This is a genomic window from Streptomyces sp. NBC_00016 (assembly GCF_045040885.1).
In the GTDB taxonomy this organism is placed as follows: domain Bacteria; phylum Actinomycetota; class Actinomycetes; order Streptomycetales; family Streptomycetaceae; genus Streptomyces; species Streptomyces coriariae.
The window spans coordinates 5751793-5766896 of sequence record NZ_CP108304.1; the positions used below are offsets into that span (position 1 = coordinate 5751793).

Consider the following 15104-nt stretch of genomic DNA (forward strand, 5'->3'; position numbering starts at 1 on the left):
CGCACCTCCTCGTCTCAACTGTCCTGGTGGCATACCTCGTTCGAGGGTCAGGATAGGCCAACCGCTTGCGGCTTCCTAATGTTAGGAAATACCGTCGGTGACGCACCGCACACGCTGCGGAAGTGCACCGCTCCGTCCTGCCACGACGGTTGCGGCAATGCCACCGCGCGTAAATCCCCTCACGCCACTCGGAGTTGACGCATGTCCGATCCCTGGGAGTACTCCCTCTACATCCCCTGCGACCCCCGCGCCGTCACGGTCTGCCGCCGCACCCTGCGCCTGATCCTCACCCTGCACGGCCTGATCCACCTGGTCGACACCGCGGAGCTGCTCGCCTCGGAGTTGGTCTCCAACGCCGTACTGCACACGAAGGGGCCCGCGTGTCTGCGCCTCCGTTTCCGGGACGGGGTCCTGCAGATCGGTGCCTGGGACGCGGACCCCGAGCCGCCCGAGCCGCCGGGACGGCTGGAGGACCTGGCCGACGCCGAGAACGGCAGAGGGATGGCGTTGGTCCGGGCCTGCTCGGACCTCTGGCACTGGCAGCCGCTGTCCCGGATGGGTCATCGCGGCAAGCTCGTGTGGTGCGAGCTGGTGGCGGCATAAGGCTCAGTCCGTGGTGCAAAGCGGATAATCACGACATACGGTGCGTAACCGTAACGTCTCGCTCTGTAGCGAGGCACGCCATCCAGACGGAAAAGGGTACGCAATGCGCAAGCTCCGCAACACCGCTCTCGTGGCCGCCATGATCGGAAGCCTCGGCATGGCCGGCGCCGGATTCGCCTCCGCCGCCGTCTACGGCTCGGACGGGGACTCCCGGGAGTGCTCCAACCACGTGGAGAACATCTCGTTCGGCCTCATCAACATCCCGAACCTGAACCTCCCGCTGCTCGGCTTCTCGTCGAACCAGGACGCGACGCAGCAGATCTGCAACAACGGGGACGACGCCATCAACGCGAACGTCGCCAACCGGGAGGACTAGTCGAAGCGAGCCGGCTCCGGGACCCGACGCAACGGATCCAGGAGCCGGCTCGGCTTCGTGACCTGCAGACCCGGCCCGCGGTTACTCGCCGCGCGGGGGCTTCCCCTCCAGCGCCTCGGGCGGCAGCGTCGGGGTCACCGGCGCCACGGGCCGCAGCTTCAGCCAGGCCAGGAAGAAGATGCCCAGGGCCAGCATGGCCAGGCCGGTCCACAGGTTGATGTTGATCCCCTGGGCCTTGTCGATCTCCGCGTCGCTGTCCGTGATGCCGGCGATCGTGACGATCACGCCGTAGACGACGAACAGGCCGCCGATGATGCGGCGCAGGTCGAAGATGCGGGCCGCGGTCGCGGACTTCTCCTCGAGTTCCGTGACCTCACGCTGGACGTCGGCCTCGGAGTACCCCGCACGCCGCAGCCGCTCGGCTGCCTCGGCACGCTCGGCGCGCTCGGCGGATTCGGAGGGTTCGGAGGGTTCGAATTGCTCGGACATGGTCTCTCCAGTCTCCCGCGGTATTCGCGACCGGGCTCAGAACGAGAACGGGATGTAGCACAGGGCGGCCAGGATCAGCGCGCTCCAGCCCAGCAGTGCCGGGCGCCGGTACCACGCGTCGTCGCCCGCCGCCGGCGGCTCGGCCATGCCGGGGGAGACGGTGCCGTAGACCAGGCCCTGGAGCTCCTCGTCCCGCTTGGGGGCCGTGAACAGCGACACCGCCACCATCACGACCGCGCCCGCCACGAAGCCCGCGATCGCGGAGACGAAGTTCGCGCCCTGGTCGGTGGGGATGCCGATGATGTCCTGCTTGTAGAGGACGAAGTAGTTGACCATCGCGGCCGTCGTGCCCGCGAGCAGGCCCCAGAAGCCCGACTTCTTCGACGCCCGCTTCCAGAACATGCCGACGATGAAGACGACGAACATCGGCACGTTGAAGAAGCTGAACAGCGTCTGGAGGTAGCTCATGATGTTCGAGAAGGACGAGGCGAGGAACGCCGTGCCCACCGAGGCCGCCACGCCGATGGCCGTGATGAGACGGCCGAAGCGCACGTAGTACGCGTCCTCCCGGCCCCGCACCACGTACTTCGCCCAGATGTCCGTCGTGAACACCGTGTTGAAGGACGAGACGTTCGCCGCCATGCCCGCCATGAACGCCGCCAGCAGGCCGGTCACCGCGATGCCCAGCACACCGTTGGGCAGCAGCTCCTGCATGAGGTACGGGATCGCGTCGTTGTACTGGAGGTCGGAGTCGGCCGTGCCGATCTTCGGCACCAGCACCGCCGCCACCAGGCCCGGGATCATCACCAGGAAGACGATGAAGATCTTCGGGAACGCGGCGATGAGCGGGGTGCGCTGGGCCGCCGACAGGTTCTTCGCCGACAGGGCGCGCTGCACCTCGGCGAAGTTCGTCGTCCAGTAACCGAAGGAGAGGACGAAGCCGAGGCCCAGCACGATGGTCAGCCAGTTCGCGCCGAGCGGGTTGTCGCTGCCGATGCCCGTGCCGCCCCAGGCGGTGACGAAGTCGTCGCCGTGGGCCTCGGTCAGGGAGTCCGTCAGGCCGTCCCAGCCGCCCACCTTCTTCAGGCCGAGCACCGACAGCGGGATGAGCGCCGCCAGGATCACGAAGAATTGCAGGACCTCGTTGTAGATCGCCGAGGAGAGACCGCCGAGCGTGATGTAGGCCAGCACGAAGGCGCCGGCGACCACGATCGCCACCCACTGCGGCCAGCCCAGCAGCGCCTCGACGACGATCGCGAGGGCGTACAGGTTCACGCCGGAGATCAGGATCGCCGCGAAGGCGAACAGGGCCGAGCTCAGCAGGTGCGCGCCCCGGTCGAAGCGCAGCAGCAGGAACTCGGGGACGGAGCGGACCTTGCTGCCGTAGTAGAACGGCATCATCACGATGCCCAGGAAGACCATCGCCGGGATGGCGCCGATCCAGTACCAGTGGACGGTGTACGCGCCGTACTGCGCGCTGTTCGCGGCCATGCCCAGGATCTCGGTGGCGGCCAGGTTGGCCGAGACGAACGCGAGGCCCGTGATCCAGGCGGGCAGCGAACGTCCGGAGAGGAAGAAGTCGAGGCTGGTCTTCACCGATCTGCGAGCGGCGAAGCCGATGCCCAGGACCACGACGAAGTAGATGCCGAGGATCGTGTAGTCGAGCCAGTTCGTCGGCAGCCGGAGCTCTGCCGCCAGCCGTGCTGCCGTGTAGGCCGGGTCTGTGGGGGTTCGCATGCCCTGCTCACTTCGTTTGGTGTTCTTTGTTTGGTTGTGGTGGTGACTCGCGTGGGGGTTTATGGTTTTATGTGTTTGGTTCTGTTGGAAGCTTCGCTAGGTGTACGGATCTAGGTCTGCGGGTCTAGAGGTACGGATGGAGAGTCGCGGTGAAGAAGACCTCGACCCGCTTGGCCGACGGTCGTGAGCTGATCTACTACGACCAGCGGGACGACTCGGTGCGCGACGCGGTGGACAGGCGTCCGCTGGACCCCACGGTCACCACTTCGGAGGTACGGCGGGACCCCCTGCTCGGCGATTCCATCGCCGTGGCCTCGCACCGGCAGGGGCGCATCTACCACCCGCCGGCCGACGAGTGCCCGCTCTGCCCCTCCCAGGGCGACCGGCTCAGCGAGATCCCGGACTCGTCGTACGACGCCGTCGTCTTCGAGAACCGTTTCCCCTCGCTGGCCGGCGACTCCGGGCGCTGCGAGGTGGTCTGCTTCACCTCCGACCACAACGCGTCCTTCGCCGACCTCACCGAGGAACAGGCACGACTGGTCCTCGACGCCTGGACGGACCGGACGTCCGAGCTGTCGCATCTGCCCTCCGTGGAACAGGTGTTCTGCTTCGAGAACCGCGGCGCCGAGATCGGTGTGACTCTGGGTCACCCGCACGGGCAGATCTACGCCTACCCGTTCACCACTCCGCGCACCGCGCTGATGCTGCGTTCGGTCGCGGCGCACAAGGAGGCGACCGGCGGGGAGAACCTCTTCGACGCCGTCCTGGAGCGTGAACTCGCCGACGAGCGGGTGGTCCTGGAGGGTGAACACTGGGTCGCGTTCGTGCCGTACGCGGCGCACTGGCCGTACGAGGTGCACCTCTACCCGAAGCGCCGGGTGCCGGACCTGCTCGCCCTCGACGAGGAGGCGCGCACAGAGTTCCCCCAGGTCTATCTGGAACTCTTGAGGCGCTTCGACCGGATCTTCGGCGAAGGTGAACCGCCCACGCCGTACATCTCCGCCTGGCACCAGGCGCCGTTCGGCGCGCTGGAGGAGTTCGAGGGCGTCAACCGGGACGACTTCGCGCTCCATCTCGAGCTTTTCACCATTCGCCGCACTTCCGGCAAGCTGAAGTTCCTCGCGGGCTCCGAATCAGGCATGAACGTCTTCATCAACGACGTCCCGCCGGAGTTCGCGGCCCGGCGACTGCGAGAGGTAGCGAGTTCATGAGCGGCACCACCGGCACGAGCGGCAAGTATCTGGTCACGGGTGGCGCGGGCTACGTCGGCAGCGTGGTCGCCCGGCACCTGCTGGAGGCCGGCCACGAGGTCGTCGTGCTCGACAACCTCTCCACCGGTTTCCGCGAGGGTGTCCCGGCAGGTGCCTCGTTCATCGAGGGCGACATCCGCGACGCCGCCAAGTGGCTCGACGACTCCTTCGACGCCGTGCTCCACTTCGCCGCGTTCTCGCAGGTCGGCGAGTCCGTCGTCAAGCCCGAGAAGTACTGGGACAACAACGTCGGCGGCACCATGGCCCTGCTCGGCGCCATGCGCGAGGCCGGCGTGCGCAAGCTGGTCTTCTCGTCCACGGCGGCGACGTACGGCGAGCCGCGGCAGGTGCCGATCGTGGAGAGCGCGCCGACGCAGCCCACGAACCCCTACGGCGCCTCCAAGCTCGCCGTCGACCACATGATCAGCGGCGAGGCCGCCGCCCACGGGCTCGGTGCCGTCTCCCTGCGGTACTTCAACGTGGCCGGCGCGTACGGCGAGCAGGGCGAGCGCCACGACCCCGAGTCGCACCTCATCCCGCTCGTCCTCCAGGTCGCGCAGGGCCGCCGCGAGGCCATCTCCGTCTTCGGCGACGACTACCCGACCCCCGACGGCACCTGCGTCCGCGACTACATCCACGTCGCCGACCTCGCCGAGGCCCACCTCCTCGCCGTAGCCGCCGCCAAGCCCGGCGAGCACCTCATCTGCAACCTCGGCAACGGCAACGGCTTCTCCGTGCGGGAGGTCATCGAGACGGTCCGCGAGGTCACCGGCCACCCGATCCCCGAGGTCGTGGCCCCTCGTCGCGCAGGCGACCCGGCCGTCCTGGTCGCCTCGGCGGCCACCGCCCGTGAGCGACTGGGCTGGAACCCGTCCCGCGCGGATCTCGCGGGTATCGTCGCGGACGCGTGGGAGTTCGCTCAGCACATCGCAAGCAGCGCAAGGGAGTCGTAGTGGGGGCACAGGAAGTTCGCGAGGGTTTCGTCCGGCTGTACGGGGCCGAGCCCGAGGGCGTCTGGGCGGCGCCCGGCCGCGTCAACCTCATCGGTGAGCACACCGACTACAACGACGGCTTCGTGATGCCCTTCGCGCTGCCGCACATCGCGGTCGCGGCGGTCGCACGGCGCACCGACGGCGTGCTGCGGCTGCACTCCGCCGACCTCGACAGCGGCGTCGCCGAGCTGCGGCTCGACGAGCTGACGCCCGAGTCCGACGACGCCTGGACGGCGTACCCGGCCGGAGTCGTCTGGGCCCTGCGCGAGGCCGGGCACGCGGTGACCGGCGCCGACATCCACCTGTCCTCGACGGTCCCGTCGGGCGCGGGCCTGTCGTCGTCCGCGGCCATCGAGGTCGTCGTGGCCCTGGCGCTGAACGACCTCTACGACCTCGGGCTCCAGGGCTGGCAGCTCGCCCGCCTGTGCCAGCGCGCCGAGAACGTCTACGTCGGCGCGCCCACCGGCATCATGGACCAGACGGCGTCCGCGTGCTGCGAGGCCGGCCACGCGCTGTTCCTCGACACCCGCGACCTCTCGCAGAAGCAGATCCCCCTCGACCTGGCCGCCGAGGGCCTGCGCCTGCTGGTCGTCGACACGCAGGTCACGCACGCCCACAGCGGTGGCGAGTACGGCAAGCGGCGGGCCGGCTGCGAGAAGGGCGCCGCCCTCCTCGGTGTCGACGCGCTGCGCGACATCGCGTACGCCGACCTGGACGCGGCCCTCGCCCGGCTCGGTGACGAGGAGGAGGTCCGCCGCCTGGTCCGCCATGTGGTGACGGAGGACCAGCGGGTGGAGCAGGTCGTCGCCCTCCTGGAGTCGGGCGGCGACACCCGCGCGGTGGGGCCGGTCCTGACGGCGGGTCACGCCTCGCTCCGGGACGACTTCCGGGTCTCCTGCGCCGAGCTGGACCTCGTCGTCGACACCGCGCTCGCCCACGGGGCACTCGGTGCGCGGATGACCGGCGGGGGTTTCGGCGGCTCGGCGATCGTGCTGGCCGAGGCCACCGATGTCGAGACGCTCACCAAGGCCGTCGAAGAGGCGTTCGCGGCCGCGGGACACAAGGCGCCGAGGGTGTTCGAGGCGGTGCCCGCGGCGGGGGCGCGTCGGCTGGGCTGATTGTTCTGCGCGGGGCGGTGGGTGCGCGAGTTGATCTCGCCCCCGCCGCCCCTTCCCGTTCCCGACCCTGAGGGCTGCGCCCCCAGACCCCCCCTTTTTTCGGCCCGAAAGGGCCTCGTCCTCAAGCGCCGGACGGGCTGGAGGGGCTGGACGGGCTGGAGGGGCTGGAGGGGCTACCCCAGCCTCTTCGTCAGGGTGAACTCCGTCAGGCCCGGGGGGTAGTCCTCGATCACGCAGACCACCTCGTAGCCTCGGCGCCGGTAGAACTCCGGGGCCTGGAAGTCCCAGGTCTCCAGGCGTACGCGGTCGCAGCCGCGCTGCTCGCGGGCGATGCGCTCCGCTTCGGCGAGGAGGGCGCTGCCCAGGCCCGTGCCCCGGTGCCGGGCGTCCACCCAGAGGTAGGTGACGTGCAGCCAGGTCGTCCAGGTGTGGCCCACCAGACCGCCGGCCAGATCGCCGCCCGGGTCGGAGGCCCAGACGTGCAGCGCCGATTCGCGTTCCGCGGGGGTGCCGCGCAGTGCGCGCAGGACCGGGGAGGCCTCGGTGTTGGTGGCGAGAAGCCGCGAACGGAGAAGATCGCGGCGAGTCCTGTCGACTTCTGTCTCAAGACGAAACATGCGGCACACCATAAACGCGGTGGCCGAACCAATCCTGCAATTTGCCTTCCGCTCTACGCCCGCGGCCCTACCCTGTGAACAGTGCCGGTGGGGGCCGGTGCTGATCAGGGGGCGAGACAGTCGGGTACGGCGCCCGCGGTGGGGGTAGCAGTCTCTGCACGGCGGCGGCCGTTGCGGTAGTGGCCTCTCCTTCGGGCGTCGTGTCCGCGCGGTCGTCGTTCTCCGTCTCCGGACCTTGGGGTATCCCCTGCTCTGTCAAGGAGCTTGGGGGAGGGGGTTTCGTGGTTCGCATTCGTGTACTGGTCGTCGACGACCACCGTATCTTCGCCGAGTCACTCGCCGCGGCACTGGCCGCCGAGCCCGACGTCGACGTGTCCGCGGCCGGCAGCGGCCCGGCGGCACTGCGCAGTCTGGAACGCGCGGCCGCCGAGGGGCGCCGGTACGACGTGCTGCTCGTCGACGCCGACCTGGGCGCCGCGCTGCCGGGCATACGGCCCGCCGTGCCCGTGCAGGAGGTGGGGGAGGACGGGCTCGTCGACGGGATATCGCTGGTCGTGGGGGTCCGGTCCGCGCAGCCCCATGTCCGCATCGTCGTCCTCGCCGAGAAGGACGAGCCGCGCCGTGCGGCCCTCGCCCTTCAGGCCGGGGCGTCCGGCTGGGTGGCGAAGGACTGCTCGCTGTCCCGTCTGCTCACCGTCATCAGAGGCGTGCTGCGCGAGGAGACCCACCTCCCGCCCGCCCTGCTCACCGGCGTCCTGCGGGAGTTGACGGCCGCCCGCAAGCACCGCACCGAGAGCGAACGGCTGGTCGAGTCGCTCACGCCGAGGGAGCGGGAAGTGCTGCGCTGCATGGTCGCGGGACTGGGCAGGAAGGCGGTCGCCGACCGGCTGTTCCTCTCCCCGCACACCGTCCGCACCCATATGCAGAACGTCCTCGGCAAGCTGGGCGTGCACTCCACCCTCGCCGCGGTCGCCCTCGCCCGCCGGGCGGGCGTGGGGCCGGTGGATCTAGCCGGGGATGTTGTCGAACGGGGCGGTCAGCTGGCGTAGCAGGCCCGCCAGTTCGCCGCGCTGGGCGTTCGAGAGCTCGGCCAGGATCGCTCGTTCCTGGTCGAGCAGTCCGGCGAGTGCCTGGTCGGCGCGGTCCTTGCCGTCGTCCGTGAGGCGGACGAGCACACCCCGGCGGTCGCTCGGGTCCGGCAGCCGCTCCACCAGGCCCTTCTTCGCGAGCCGGTCGATACGGTTCGTCATCGTGCCCGAGGTCACCAGCGTCTGCGTCAGCAGCTGGCCCGGCGAGAGCTGGTAGGGCGCCCCCGCGCGCCGGAGCGCCGTCAGGACGTCGAACTCCCAGGGCTCCAGCTGGTGCTCGGAGAACGCCAGACGGCGTGCGCGGTCCAGGTGCCGGGCCAGTCTGCTCACCCGGCTGAGTACTTCCAGCGGCTCCACGTCGAGGTCCGGGCGCTCCCGGCGCCACGCTGCGACCAGCCGATCGACCTCGTCCTCCATGACGATCAGTGTAGTGGTTGTGTCGACGTGAAGTCTCTTGATATGGAGCATCTTGATATCAAGTCTCTTGACATCAAGATAAAGCGGAGGGGAAGGTGTCAGGCATGACGACCAACCCCAGCTGGGACCCCGCCCAGTACCTGCGTCACGCCGGCCACCGCGGCCGCCCCTTCGGCGACCTCCTCGCCCGCGTCCCCGGCCTGCCCGGCGACCCGCCGCGGATCGCCGACCTAGGCTGCGGCCCCGGCAACCTCACCGCCGTCCTCGCCGACCGCTGGCCCACCGCCCGCGTCACCGGCTACGACAACTCGCCGCAGATGCTCGCCGACGCGGCGGCGCACGCGGGCGCGCGACTCGACTTCGCCCACGCCGACCTCGCCACCTGGGCGCCGCAGGAGACGTACGACCTGCTCGTCTCCAACGCCGCCCTCCAGTGGGTGCCCGGCCACCTCGACGCCTTCGCCGGCTGGCTGGACGGCCTCGCCCCCGGCGGCACCTTCGCCTTCCAGGTCCCCCACAACATCGACGCGCCCCTGCACGCCCTGATGCGCGAGCTCGGCAACAGCGTCCGCTGGAAGGGCCGCCTCGGTCATGTCCTGCGGCACGAGGACTCCGTCCACGCCCCCGGCGTCTACCTCGACCGGCTGGCCCGCCTCGGCTGTGCCACCGACGTCTGGACGACCACCTACCTCCATGTGCTCCAGGGCGACGACCCGGTCCTCGACTGGGTCAAGGGCACCGGCCTGCGCCCCGCCCTCGACGCCCTCGCCGACGACCCCGAGGCCCGCGACGCCTTCGTCACCGACTACCGCGACCTGCTCCGCGAGGCCTACCCGAGCGCGGAGTACGGCACCGTACTGCCGTTCCGCCGCCTGTTCGCGGTGGCCGTGAAGGGGGCCTGACGTGCTGGCAGCCGTCGACCATGTGCAGCTCGCCGCCCCGCCCGGCTCCGAGGACCTGCTGCGCCGCTTCTACACCGGCACCCTCGGGATGACCGAGGTCCCCAAGCCGCCGGTGCTCGCGGCGAGGGGAGGATGCTGGTTCCGGGCGGGAGCCGTGCACCTGCACCTGGGGATCGAGCCGGGCTTCGAACCGTCCGCGAAGGCGCACCCCGGGCTGCGGGTCACCGGTATCGAGGCGTACGCCGCCCGGCTGGAGGCCCATGGCACACCGGTCACCTGGGACATGGACCTGCCGGGACACCGCCGCTTCTACGCCCTGGACCCCGTCGGCAACCGGCTGGAGTTCCTGGAGCCGGTCGGCGGGGTTTGAGGGGCGCCGGGCGGGTCACTCGCAGTACTGAGACCACACGCAGACCTGACTGGGAGTGATGGACAGTGGCAGGCGAGCAGAAGTCCAAGGCGAAGATGGAACAGGCCAAGGGCAAGGCGAAGGAAACGATCGGCCGCACCGTGGGCAACGAGCGGATGGAGGCCGAGGGCCGCGCCGAGCAGGCCAAGGGTGACGCCCGTCAGGCCAAGGAGAAGACCAAGGACGTCTTCAAGCACTGACGACGTCGTGAGGCACCGACGCGCCCGCGGGCGCCGACGGCACACATGCGGGCGGGGCCCCGACCTTCGTGGTCGGGGCCCCGCCCGCATGTGGTTGCCGCGTTCGTATGCGGACGGCGTCCCGTCAGGCCTTCCGGCGTCCTATCAGGTGCGGCTTCGCCTCGAGCCCGTCCAGCCCGTGCCAGGACAGGTTCACCAGGTGGGCCGCCACCTCCGCCTTCTTCGGACGGCGTACGTCCAGCCACCACTGGCCGGTCAGGGCGACCATGCCGACCAGGGCCTGGGCGTACAGCGGGGCCAGTTTCGGGTCGAAACCGCGGCTCTTGAACTCGCGGCCCAGGATGTCCTCCACCTGGGTGGCGATGTCGGAGATCAGGGACGCGAACGACCCGGTCGACTGCGGGATGGGGGAGTCCCGGACCAGGATCCGGAAACCGTCCGTGTACTCCTCGATGTAGTCGAGGAGCGCGAACGCCGCCTGTTCGAGGAGCTCGCGGGGGTGGCCCGCCGTCAGCGACGACGTGACCATGTCCAGCAGCCGGCGCATCTCCCGGTCCACCACGACCGCGTAGAGCCCCTCCTTGCCGCCGAAGTGCTCGTACACCACGGGCTTGGAGACCCCGGCCTTCGCCGCGATCTCCTCCACCGAGGTGCCCTCGAAACCCTTCGCCGCGAACAGGGTGCGACCGATCTCGAGCAGCTGCTGGCGCCTTTCCGCACCCGTCATACGGGTGCGCCGGGCGCGCCGCGGCTTCGCTTCGTTACTGGGGTTACTGCTGGGATCGGTCGCCACGCCGTCAATCATGCCGCCTCGGCGGTGGCCTTCCCCCGTCGGGAGCCGCCCTCACCGGTGTTACGGCGCGAATCGATACGCGAGCGTGACGGCCAGCGCACGTCGTAGGCCCACCCGAGCATCTCGAACCAGCGGATGAACCGGGCCGAGGAGTCCAGCTGGCCCCGCATCACGCCGTGCCGCGCCGAGGTCGGGTCCGCGTGGTGCAGGTTGTGCCAGGACTCGCCGCAGGACAGGATCGCCAGCCACCAGACGTTGCCGGAGCGGTCCCGCGACTTGAAGGGGCGCTTGCCCACCGCGTGGCAGATCGAGTTGATCGACCAGGTCACGTGGTGCAGCATCGCCACCCGCACCAGCGAGCCCCAGAAGAACGCCGTGAACGCGCCCCACCAGGACATCGTCACCAGGCCGCCCACCAGCGGCGGCAGCGCCAGCGACAGGATCGTCCAGTAGACGAACTGCCGGGAGATCGCGCGGATCGCCGGGTCCTTGATCAGATCCGGCGCGTACTTCTCCTGCGAGGTCTGCTCCTCGTCGAACATCCATGCGATGTGTGCCCACCACAGGCCCTTCATCAGGGCCGGGAGCGTCTCGCCGAACCGCCACGGTGAATGCGGGTCGCCGTCCGCGTCGGAGAACTTGTGGTGCTTGCGGTGATCGGCCACCCAGCGCACGAGCGGGCCCTCCACCGCCATCGACCCCATGATCGCCAACGCGATCCTCAGCGGCCGCTTGGCCTTGAACGAGCCGTGCGTGAAGTAGCGGTGGAAACCGATCGTGATGCCGTGGCAGCCGAGGAAGTACATGAAGACCAGCAGACCGAGGTCCAGCCAGCTCACCCCCCAGCCCCACGTCAGCGGCACCGCCGCCAGCACCGCCAGGAACGGGACGACGATGAAGATCAGCAGCATGATCTGCTCGATCGAACGCTTCTGCTCGCCACCGAGCGTGGCGGAGGGCGTGGGGGTGTCGTCGGGCGCTTTCGAAGGGTCATCGATCACGTTGGAGCTGCCTGTGGTCATGCGCGTCCCCTGGGGGGTCTTGGATTGAGGGAGATGCCGTAGTTCCGCACACCGCGGAAGGTCGCACAGCGAACCAACGCCCTGCTCCCTACGGTTCCGTAACCTACGGCATCGTAAGTATGGCAGCGCCCTGCCCGGCGGCAAGAGCCCGCCAACCTGCGCGTCCCCAGGGACACCTATCCTTGGAGACAGTCGGACAGCGCGGTCCGCTCTGTTTTCTTCCCGGATGTCCGGCCCCTATGCGACGCCCGCCGCGGGGCCGGAGTACGGGTTCCCTCCCGGACGAGCTTCAACACTGCAAGGAGCCGCACCTGTGAGCAGTGCCGACGACCTTGGCCAGGCCACCGCAACGACCAGCACCGAGCTGCGCGCCGACATCCGCCGACTGGGTGACCTGCTCGGCGAGACCCTCGTACGGCAGGAGGGCCCGGAGCTCCTCGACCTGGTCGAGAAGGTCCGCCGCCTGACCCGCGAGGACGGCGAAGCCGCCGCCGAACTGCTGCGTGGCATCGAACTGGAGACCGCGGCCAAGCTGGTCCGCGCCTTCTCCACCTACTTCCACCTCGCCAACGTCACCGAACAGGTCCACCGCGGCCGCGAACTGCGCGAGCGCCGCGCCGCCGAGGGCGGCCTGCTCGCCCGCACCGCCGACCGCCTCAAGGACGTCGACCCCGAACACGTCCAGCAGACGGTCCGCCACCTCAACGTTCGCCCCGTGTTCACGGCGCACCCCACCGAAGCCGCGCGCCGGTCGGTACTCAACAAGCTCCGGCGCATCGCCGCGCTCCTCGAGACCCCCGTCATCGAGGCCGACCGCCGCCGCTACGACACCCGCCTGGCCGAGAACATCGACCTCGTCTGGCAGACCGACGAGCTCCGGGTCGTACGCCCCGAGCCCGCCGACGAGGCCCGCAACGCCATCTACTACCTCGACGAACTCCACGCGGGCGCCGTCGGCGACGTCCTGGAGGACCTCACCGCCGAACTGGAACGGGTCGGCGTCAAGCTCCCCGAGAACACCCGCCCGCTCACCTTCGGCACCTGGATCGGCGGCGACCGCGACGGCAACCCCAACGTCACCCCCCAGGTGACCTGGGACGTTCTCATCCTCCAGCACGAACACGGCATCAACGACGCCCTGGAGATGATCGACGAGCTCCGCGGCTTCCTCTCCAACTCCATCCGCTACACCGGCGCCACCGAGGAACTCCTGGAGTCGCTGAAGGGCGACCTCGAACGACTGCCCGAGATCAGCCCCCGCTACAAGCGCCTCAACGCCGAAGAGCCCTACCGGCTCAAGGCCACCTGCATCCGGCAGAAGCTCGAGAACACCAAGCAGCGCCTCGCCAAGGGCATCCCGCACGAGACCGGGCGCGACTACCTCGGCACGGCCGAGCTCCTCGCGGACCTCACCCTCATCCAGACGTCCCTGCGCGAGCACCGCGGCGGGCTGTTCGCCGACGGCCGGATGAACCGCACCATCCGTACCCTGGCCGCGTTCGGCCTCCAGCTCGCCACCATGGACGTCCGCGAGCACGCCGACGCCCACCACCACGCCCTCGGTCAGCTCTTCGACCGCCTCGGCGAGGAGTCCTGGCGCTACGCCGACATGCCCCGCGAGTACCGCACGAAGCTCCTCGCCAAGGAACTGCGCTCCCGCCGGCCGCTCGCCCCCAGCCCGGCCCCCGTCGACGCCGCCGGCGAGAAGACCCTCGGGGTCTTCCAGACGGTCAAGCGGGCCCTCGCCGTCTTCGGGCCCGAGGTCATCGAGTCGTACATCATCTCCATGTGCCAGGGCGCCGACGACGTGTTCGCGGCGGCGGTCCTGGCCCGCGAGGCCGGACTCGTCGACCTGCACGCCGGCTGGGCGAAGATCGGCATCGTGCCGCTCCTGGAGACCACGGACGAGCTGAAGGCCGCCGACACCATCCTCGAGGACATGCTCTCCGACCCCTCCTACCGGCGCCTGGTCGCGCTGCGCGGAGACGTCCAGGAGGTCATGCTCGGCTACTCGGACTCCTCCAAGTTCGGCGGCATCACCACCAGCCAGTGGGAGATCCACCGCGCCCAGCGCCGACTGCGTGACGTCGCCCACCGCTACGGCGTCCGGCTGAGGCTGTTCCACGGCCGCGGCGGCACCGTCGGCCGCGGCGGCGGCCCCTCCCACGACGCCATCCTCGCCCAGCCCTGGGGCACCCTGGAGGGCGAGATCAAGGTCACCGAACAGGGCGAGGTCATCTCCGACAAGTACCTCATCCCCTCCCTGGCCAGGGAGAACCTGGAACTGACGGTCGCCGCGACCCTGCAGGCCTCCGCCCTGCACACCGCGCCCCGCCAGTCCGACGAGGCCCTCGCCCGCTGGGACGCCGCGATGGACGTCGTCTCGGACGCCGCCCACGACGCCTACCGGACCCTCGTCGAGGACCCGGACCTGCCGACGTACTTCCTCGCGTCGACGCCGGTGGACCAGCTCGCCGACCTGCACCTGGGCTCCCGGCCCTCCCGCCGCCCCGGCTCCGGCGTCTCGCTCGACGGCCTGCGCGCCATCCCGTGGGTCTTCGGCTGGACCCAGTCCCGCCAGATCGTCCCCGGCTGGTACGGCGTCGGCTCCGGCCTCAAGGCGCTGCGCGAAGCAGGCCTCGACACCGTCCTGGACGAGATGCGCGATCAGTGGCACTTCTTCCGGAACTTCATCTCCAACGTCGAGATGACCCTTGCGAAGACCGATCTGCGCATCGCCCAGCACTACGTCGACACCCTCGTCCCCGACGACCTCAAGCACGTCTTCGACCGGATCAAGGCCGAGCACGCCCTGACCGTCGCCGAGGTACTGAAGATCACCGGCGAACCGGAACTGCTCGACGCCACCCCCGTGCTCAAGCAGACGTTCACCATCCGCGACGCCTACCTCGACCCGATCTCCTACCTCCAGGTCACCCTGCTCAAGCGGCAGCGTGACGCCGCGGCCGCGGGGGCCGAGCCCGACCCGCTCCTCGCCCGCGCCCTGCTCCTCACCGTCAACGGCGTCGCCGCGGGCCTGCGCAACACCGGCTGACCCCCGCTCTGCGCACAAGAGGGTGCCCCCGGGTTC

16 protein-coding genes are annotated in these 15104 nt (G+C 69.8%); 10 read left to right on the plus strand and 6 right to left on the minus strand.

What is annotated here, in order from left to right:
* Window positions 1–201: 201 nt before the first annotated feature.
* On the plus strand, window positions 202–603 hold the full coding sequence (locus OG933_RS25540; RefSeq protein ID WP_405629077.1) for an ATP-binding protein: 402 nt from the start codon (window positions 202–204) through the stop codon (window positions 601–603).
* A gap of 103 nt (window positions 604–706) precedes the next feature.
* Window positions 707–979 carry a hypothetical protein gene (locus OG933_RS25545; RefSeq protein WP_362265331.1) on the plus strand — a complete coding sequence of 91 codons (273 nt, stop codon included), beginning with the start codon at window positions 707–709 and terminating at the stop codon, window positions 977–979.
* A gap of 81 nt (window positions 980–1060) precedes the next feature.
* On the opposite strand, the gene OG933_RS25550 is transcribed toward OG933_RS25545, so the two are convergent.
* Window positions 1061–1468: a hypothetical protein gene (locus OG933_RS25550; protein ID WP_230195500.1), complete on the minus strand. Its 408-nt coding sequence runs from the start codon at window positions 1466–1468 to the stop codon at window positions 1061–1063.
* 36 nt (window positions 1469–1504) lie between these two features.
* Window positions 1505–3205: a sodium:solute symporter family protein gene (locus OG933_RS25555; RefSeq protein WP_362523717.1), complete on the minus strand. Its 1701-nt coding sequence runs from the start codon at window positions 3203–3205 to the stop codon at window positions 1505–1507.
* A 149-nt stretch (window positions 3206–3354) separates the two neighbouring features.
* Here OG933_RS25555 and galT point away from each other — a divergent pair, with 149 nt between their 5' ends.
* From galT to galK, 3 genes are read left to right on the plus strand one after another with little or no spacing between them, the layout of a single operon-like run.
* Window positions 3355–4416: a galactose-1-phosphate uridylyltransferase gene (gene galT, locus OG933_RS25560; protein ID WP_054244120.1), complete on the plus strand. Its 1062-nt coding sequence runs from the start codon at window positions 3355–3357 to the stop codon at window positions 4414–4416.
* The gene (gene galE / locus OG933_RS25565; RefSeq protein ID WP_362523719.1) at window positions 4413–5408 is read left to right on the plus strand and encodes a UDP-glucose 4-epimerase GalE; all 996 of its coding nucleotides are present in this window, start codon (window positions 4413–4415) and stop codon (window positions 5406–5408) included. The genes galT and galE overlap by 4 nt, the downstream gene beginning before the upstream one ends.
* A complete protein-coding gene (gene galK / locus OG933_RS25570; RefSeq protein ID WP_385250220.1) occupies window positions 5408–6565 on the plus strand; it encodes a galactokinase in 1158 nt (385 codons plus the stop codon). The genes galE and galK overlap by 1 nt, the downstream gene beginning before the upstream one ends.
* 173 nt (window positions 6566–6738) lie before the next feature.
* On the opposite strand, the gene OG933_RS25575 is transcribed toward galK, so the two are convergent.
* A complete protein-coding gene (locus OG933_RS25575; RefSeq protein WP_327183494.1) occupies window positions 6739–7194 on the minus strand; it encodes an N-acetyltransferase in 456 nt (151 codons plus the stop codon).
* Window positions 7195–7463: 269 nt separating this feature from the next.
* Between OG933_RS25575 and OG933_RS25580 the strand changes: the two genes are divergently transcribed.
* Window positions 7464–8231, plus strand: coding sequence for a response regulator transcription factor (locus OG933_RS25580; RefSeq protein ID WP_142264710.1), 768 nt, complete (start codon window positions 7464–7466; stop codon window positions 8229–8231).
* Here the strand turns inward: OG933_RS25580 and OG933_RS25585 are convergent.
* On the minus strand, window positions 8190–8687 hold the full coding sequence (locus OG933_RS25585; RefSeq protein ID WP_020128438.1) for a MarR family winged helix-turn-helix transcriptional regulator: 498 nt from the start codon (window positions 8685–8687) through the stop codon (window positions 8190–8192). The two genes, OG933_RS25580 and OG933_RS25585, sit on opposite strands and share 42 nt — an antisense overlap.
* A 104-nt stretch (window positions 8688–8791) precedes the next feature.
* Between OG933_RS25585 and OG933_RS25590 the strand changes: the two genes are divergently transcribed.
* The 3 genes from OG933_RS25590 (at window position 8792) to OG933_RS25600 (ending at window position 10198) form a co-directional block, all read left to right on the plus strand.
* Complete coding sequence (locus tag OG933_RS25590) at window positions 8792–9589, plus strand: trans-aconitate 2-methyltransferase (protein ID WP_362523724.1); 798 nt, start codon at window positions 8792–8794, stop codon at window positions 9587–9589.
* Window position 9590: 1 nt separating this feature from the next.
* Window positions 9591–9959, plus strand: a complete 369-nt coding sequence (locus OG933_RS25595; protein WP_405629079.1) for a VOC family protein — start codon at window positions 9591–9593, stop codon at window positions 9957–9959.
* Window positions 9960–10024: 65 nt separating this feature from the next.
* Complete coding sequence (locus tag OG933_RS25600) at window positions 10025–10198, plus strand: CsbD family protein (protein WP_020128441.1); 174 nt, start codon at window positions 10025–10027, stop codon at window positions 10196–10198.
* Between the two features lie 124 nt (window positions 10199–10322).
* On the opposite strand, the gene OG933_RS25605 is transcribed toward OG933_RS25600, so the two are convergent.
* Together OG933_RS25605 and OG933_RS25610 are read right to left on the minus strand one after the other, a co-directional pair.
* On the minus strand, window positions 10323–11003 hold the full coding sequence (locus OG933_RS25605) for a TetR/AcrR family transcriptional regulator (RefSeq protein ID WP_028806628.1): 681 nt from the start codon (window positions 11001–11003) through the stop codon (window positions 10323–10325).
* Window positions 11000–12013 carry a fatty acid desaturase gene (locus tag OG933_RS25610; protein ID WP_362523729.1) on the minus strand — a complete coding sequence of 338 codons (1014 nt, stop codon included), beginning with the start codon at window positions 12011–12013 and terminating at the stop codon, window positions 11000–11002. Before OG933_RS25610 ends, OG933_RS25605 begins: the two co-directional genes overlap by 4 nt.
* Before the next feature lie 313 nt (window positions 12014–12326).
* On the opposite strand from OG933_RS25610, the gene ppc reads away from it, so the two are divergent.
* Window positions 12327–15068: a phosphoenolpyruvate carboxylase gene (gene ppc / locus OG933_RS25615; RefSeq protein WP_405629082.1), complete on the plus strand. Its 2742-nt coding sequence runs from the start codon at window positions 12327–12329 to the stop codon at window positions 15066–15068.
* Window positions 15069–15104: the final 36 nt, after the last annotated feature.

Excerpts from the sequence above, each read along its gene's own strand:
- OG933_RS25575 (WP_327183494.1), bottom strand. The coding sequence starts at position 7,194 with ATGGTGTGCCGCATGTTTCGTCTTGAGACAGAAGTCGACAGGACTCGC.
- OG933_RS25540 (WP_405629077.1), top strand. The coding sequence starts at position 202 with ATGTCCGATCCCTGGGAGTACTCCCTCTACATCCCCTGCGACCCCCGC.
- OG933_RS25585 (WP_020128438.1), bottom strand. The coding sequence starts at position 8,687 with ATGGAGGACGAGGTCGATCGGCTGGTCGCAGCGTGGCGCCGGGAGCGC.
- OG933_RS25605 (WP_028806628.1), bottom strand. The coding sequence starts at position 11,003 with ATGATTGACGGCGTGGCGACCGATCCCAGCAGTAACCCCAGTAACGAA.
- OG933_RS25610 (WP_362523729.1), bottom strand. The coding sequence starts at position 12,013 with ATGACCACAGGCAGCTCCAACGTGATCGATGACCCTTCGAAAGCGCCC.
- OG933_RS25590 (WP_362523724.1), top strand. The coding sequence starts at position 8,792 with ATGACGACCAACCCCAGCTGGGACCCCGCCCAGTACCTGCGTCACGCC.
- OG933_RS25555 (WP_362523717.1), bottom strand. The coding sequence starts at position 3,205 with ATGCGAACCCCCACAGACCCGGCCTACACGGCAGCACGGCTGGCGGCA.
- OG933_RS25550 (WP_230195500.1), bottom strand. The coding sequence starts at position 1,468 with ATGTCCGAGCAATTCGAACCCTCCGAACCCTCCGAATCCGCCGAGCGC.
- galE (WP_362523719.1), top strand. The coding sequence starts at position 4,413 with ATGAGCGGCACCACCGGCACGAGCGGCAAGTATCTGGTCACGGGTGGC.
- OG933_RS25545 (WP_362265331.1), top strand. The coding sequence starts at position 707 with ATGCGCAAGCTCCGCAACACCGCTCTCGTGGCCGCCATGATCGGAAGC.